The sequence below is a fragment of the Mesorhizobium sp. M5C.F.Ca.IN.020.29.1.1 genome (genome assembly GCF_003997375.1).
Lineage (GTDB): Bacteria > Pseudomonadota > Alphaproteobacteria > Rhizobiales > Rhizobiaceae > Mesorhizobium > Mesorhizobium wenxiniae.
The window spans coordinates 1-4070 of the sequence record NZ_RZSW01000553.1 but is presented as its reverse complement, the minus strand read 5'-3'; the positions used below and the strand labels follow the sequence as shown (position 1 = coordinate 4070).

4 protein-coding genes and 2 pseudogenes are annotated in these 4070 nt (G+C 62.8%); 1 reads left to right on the top strand and 5 read right to left on the bottom strand.

Annotated features, from left to right (window positions below):
- From tolB to ybgC, 5 genes and pseudogenes are all read right to left on the bottom strand, one after another.
- Positions 1-313, bottom strand: a pseudogene (tolB, locus tag EOA85_RS29410) (Tol-Pal system protein TolB); the annotation flags it as partial.
- A gap of 40 nt (positions 314-353) precedes the next feature.
- Positions 354-1511 (bottom strand): energy transducer TonB, encoded by a 1158-nt coding sequence (locus EOA85_RS29405; RefSeq protein ID WP_127212092.1) that lies wholly within the window; start codon positions 1509-1511, stop codon positions 354-356.
- A gap of 7 nt (positions 1512-1518) precedes the next feature.
- Positions 1519-1977, bottom strand: coding sequence for a protein TolR (gene tolR / locus EOA85_RS29400; protein WP_065011259.1), 459 nt, complete (start codon positions 1975-1977; stop codon positions 1519-1521).
- Between the two features lie 9 nt (positions 1978-1986).
- Positions 1987-2697 carry a protein TolQ gene (gene tolQ / locus EOA85_RS29395; RefSeq protein ID WP_029348869.1) on the bottom strand — a complete coding sequence of 237 codons (711 nt, stop codon included), beginning with the start codon at positions 2695-2697 and terminating at the stop codon, positions 1987-1989.
- A gap of 296 nt (positions 2698-2993) precedes the next feature.
- Complete coding sequence (gene ybgC / locus EOA85_RS29390; protein ID WP_095517987.1) at positions 2994-3467, bottom strand: tol-pal system-associated acyl-CoA thioesterase; 474 nt, start codon at positions 3465-3467, stop codon at positions 2994-2996.
- 132 nt (positions 3468-3599) lie between these two features.
- Between ybgC and EOA85_RS29385 the strand changes: the two are divergent.
- Positions 3600-4070 (top strand): annotated as a pseudogene (locus tag EOA85_RS29385) (glycosyl hydrolase); the annotation flags it as partial.

The following is a 4070-nucleotide window of genomic DNA, read 5'->3' as shown; positions in this document are numbered from 1 at the left end:
GCGCCTGGGCATTGATCACCTTCCAGTCCTCGAAGCGGGGCGTGGCATCCGGATTGGAGATCTTTTCGATGAAGGCGCTCTTGTCGATCGGCGCGAACAGGCCGGAGCGTTTCAGGTCTGCGCTGACGATGCCGGAAATCTCCGCGCCCAACGCATCGCCGCCCTGGAAATCGGTGATGGCGATTGGCAGCGGCTCGACATTGCCTTTGTTGACGTTGAGCTCAACGAGCGCCCGCGCCGGCAAGGTGGCGGCGGCAGTCATGCCCAGCGCCATCGCTACGATCATCAGGAGCGGCTTGAGGATGGATTTCATGTCTTCTCGCTTCTCTTCAATGATTCTACGGGCGCCAGACCTATAGGCCCAGCATCTCCCTCGGATCGAACGTGACCCGCACGTCGGCCCAGATGTCTTGTTTGCCTGCGGGAACCTGCAGGCCGGCCACATCGCATTTCTGAACCGCGCGAACGGCACTTTCGTCGAACGGGCGGCTTCCGCTCGACTTTTCGACAGATGGCCGTCCGTCCAGCTTGCCGGAGGCATCGAGGTTGAACCGGACCACGACGATGAAATTCTCGGAACCCTCGAGCCCTACCGGCAGGGTCCAGCAACCACCAAGCTGAGCCTCCAACGCCCCCTGCTCCGACCTTGAAAGCTTCTGGCCCTGATTCTTGTCCCCGCCGAGCGATGCCTGCTGGGTTGAACGCTTGGCGCCGCCGCCGGACGGCTTCCGCTTGTCGAGCAACGCGGAAATCTCGTCGGCGTTGAACTGCTTGTCTTCCGACTTCGGCTTGGACGAGGCCTCCTTGACCGGCTTGTCGGCGTTCTTGCGCTCCGGCGCCTTGGCGCTTTCGGCCTGGGCCGGCTGCGGCTTCGGCCGCGCCTGCGGCGCAGGTGCAGAGTCCGGAAGCTGCGTCGTCTCGGTGGGCTGCTCTTTCGCTATTGCTTCGGCGACGGCGTCCGGCTTGACCTCAGGCTGCGGGTCGATGGCGGCGGTCTTGTCCTGCGGCGGCGTCGGCGCCGGCTCCTTGGCCGGTGTTGGCTTAGGCTCCGCCTGCTTGACAGGCTCGGGCTTGACCTCTTCCTTCGGCTGCGGGACCGGTGCGACCTCCGTCGCCGGAACAGGCTTGGGCTGTTCCTTCGGCTTCGGCACATCCTCGGGCTTCGGCTTCTCTTTCGGCGTCGGCGCGGGCGGCGGCGCCTCAGCCATATCGACCGGCTGGGGCTTGGGTTCCGGCGTCGGCGGCTTGTCGGTATCGACGCTGTTCTCACCGACCGTCTGCGCGTCGGCCACGATGTCCGGGCGCTGGGTAGGCAATGGCGCCGGCTTTTCACTCACCGCAGCCTTCTTGTCGCCCTGCTGTATCTGCGCGATCGCTTCCATCGGCACGATTTCGACCGCCAGCGACTCGGCATCGGACGCCGGCAATGCAGCCGGCGCCGACAGCGTGAACAGGCCGAAGCCGATCACGACCGTATGCAAGATCACCGATGTGGTGAGGCCGGTCCTCATCTTGCGTCTATTGATCCTGTTCCTGCAGTGAAACCAGGCCGATATTCTTGTATCCGGCGGCCGAGATGCGGGCCATCACCTTCATGGCGGTGCCATAGTCCGTCGACTTGTCGCCGCGGATGAAGATGCGCTCGTCATAGCCGGTCTTCGAGATCGCCTGCAGCTTCGCCACCAGTTCCTCAACCGGGATTTCGGTCTCCTGGAGATAGATCTGGCCGGCGGAGTTGATGGAGACCGTGATCGGCTGCGTGTCGACATTCATCGCCTTGGCCTGCGTGTCCGGCAGGTCGATCGGCACGCCGACCGTCAGCAATGGTGCGGCGACCATGAAGATGATCAGTAGCACCAGCATCACGTCGACCATCGGCGTGACGTTGATTTCCGATATCATCGCGTGATGGCGGCCGCGCCGCCTGTGGCCGCGACCACCGCGTCCCCCGCCACCCGCGCCTACCGACATTCCCATGATTGTTCCTCAGGTCTTCTGCGCGACTTTTTCATCGATTTGGCGCGAGAGTATGGCGGAGAACTCGTCCGCGAACCCTTCCATGCGCACGGCGATCTTGCTCGCGTCCGACGACAGCTTGTTGTAGGCGATGACGGCGGGGATGGCCGCGAGCAGGCCTATTGCCGTGGCCAGCAGCGCTTCGGCAATACCGGGTGCGACCACCGATAGGCTGGTATTCTTGGATGCGGCGATCGCCTGGAACGAGGTCATGATGCCGATCACTGTGCCGAACAGGCCGATGAAGGGCGCCGCCGAGCCGGTGGTGGCGAGAAAGCCAAGCCGTCCTTCCAGCTTTTCCATTTCGCGGGTCAGCGCCAGGTCCATCGCCTTGTCGATGCGGGTCTGCAGGCCAAGCGGCGATTTCGCGCCCTTCTCGAAGCTCTTCTTCCATTCGCGCATGGCGGCGACGAAGATGGCGCCCATGCCGGTCGTTTTGCGGTCGGCGAGCGTGCGGTAGAGCTCCTCCAGCGACTGCCCGGACCAGAACACCTGTTCGAAGCGATTGAGCGCGAGCCGCATGCGGCCATAGGCGACGAGCTTGTCGACGATGATCGCCCAGGTCCAGATCGAGGCGCAGAGCAGCCCGATCATGACCAGCTTGACCACCCAGCCGGCCTGCATGAACAGCGCCCAAATCGACAAATGCGCGCCCGGTTCGGCGAGTGCGATATTTTCCATGGTTACGTCCTTAAGATTTTCCGGGCACGGCTGGCGGCTGGCCCATGGGCATCCCTTGTGGTCCGTTCGCGCGCAAAGCTTGCGGCATAAAACCCCAAAATGCACCGTTGGCGGCCTTTTCGGGGCAAATGTTGGTGAAAGGAAGGCGCTGGATTCCTCCAATCTTTACCACTCTCTTCATGAACCGTTATGGTTAAGGATGGGTTAGGACGTACAGCGCGGCGCATTGCCGCGCCTTGGGCGAGCCCCCAGGCATCGTCAGCGGATCACCGGCGTCAGTAACTTACCGATTTGAACTACCGATTTGTCTTGCGCATGAAGGTTGCAATCCATTCCTTCGGAAAGCGTCTTGGCCGGCCATTCTCGCCGATGATCGCCGCCTCGACCCGCGCCTCGACCAACACCTCGCCGCCGCGCTTCAGCTGCTGCGCCATGAAGATGCGGGCGCCCGAAATGTCCTCGGTGCGCGTCTCGATGGTCAAGATGTCGTCCATGCGGGCGGATCCGCGGAAGTCGATCTCCATGCGCCGCACCACCCAGATTATTTTTTCGCCATGCTTGCCCTCGGCGAGCTCGGTGTGATGGACGCCGGCAAGCCGGAGATAGTCGGAGCGGCCGCGCTCGAAGAATTCGAGATAGCGCGCGTGGTAGACGACGCCGGAGAAATCGGTGTCGGCATAGTAGACCCGCGCCATCAGCCGATGGCCGAATTCCGTCAGCGCGCCGGAAAGCCCGGCGCCGAGCGCCGCCGATTCACCATGATCGTCCATTGCGCTTTCCTTTTTGGGCCTGACTGGGCACCTAAAGCGCGACGCGCTTAGGTGGTTGTTTCCGTGCGCGTCGTTGTCCCAAAACCGCTACACAGTTTTGGGCGACACGCACTGGCTTGGCGCAAGAACCCGATGGCACTGTTGACGGCGATGATCAAGGCCTTGATGGCGGCGCTGCTTGTTCTGGCTGCGCTGGTGCTGCCGGGCCAGGCGGCGAGCTTTTCGATGAAGCGCGGCCTCAATCTCGACCAATGGACGACCTGGCCGGGCGAGGAAAAATGGAGCGACCGGCAGGCGATAATGCCCTATCCGGAATGGCGCAAGTTCCTCAATGACGATGACCTCAAGGCGCTGAAGAGGGCTGGCTTCGATTTCCTGCGCATGCCGGTCGATCCGTCGCCATTTCTGTCCGGCGAGACGTTAGCGCTGCGCGACGGGCTCTATGCCAGCGTGCTGGACTCGGCGCGCATGGTCAATCGCGCCGGACTGAAAGTGATCGTCGACATGCATCTGATCCCCAGCGGCAGCAGCCGCAAGATCGGCATGGGCGAGGTGATGGGCGACCCGAAAACCTTCGAAGCCTATGTCGAAATGGTACGCAGG

Coding starts and splice junctions, on each gene's coding strand:
- EOA85_RS29405 (WP_127212092.1), bottom strand. CDS start 1,511: ATGAGGACCGGCCTCACCACATCGGTGATCTTGCATACGGTCGTGATC.
- tolR (WP_065011259.1), bottom strand. CDS start 1,977: ATGGGAATGTCGGTAGGCGCGGGTGGCGGGGGACGCGGTGGTCGCGGC.
- tolQ (WP_029348869.1), bottom strand. CDS start 2,697: ATGGAAAATATCGCACTCGCCGAACCGGGCGCGCATTTGTCGATTTGG.
- ybgC (WP_095517987.1), bottom strand. CDS start 3,467: ATGGACGATCATGGTGAATCGGCGGCGCTCGGCGCCGGGCTTTCCGGC.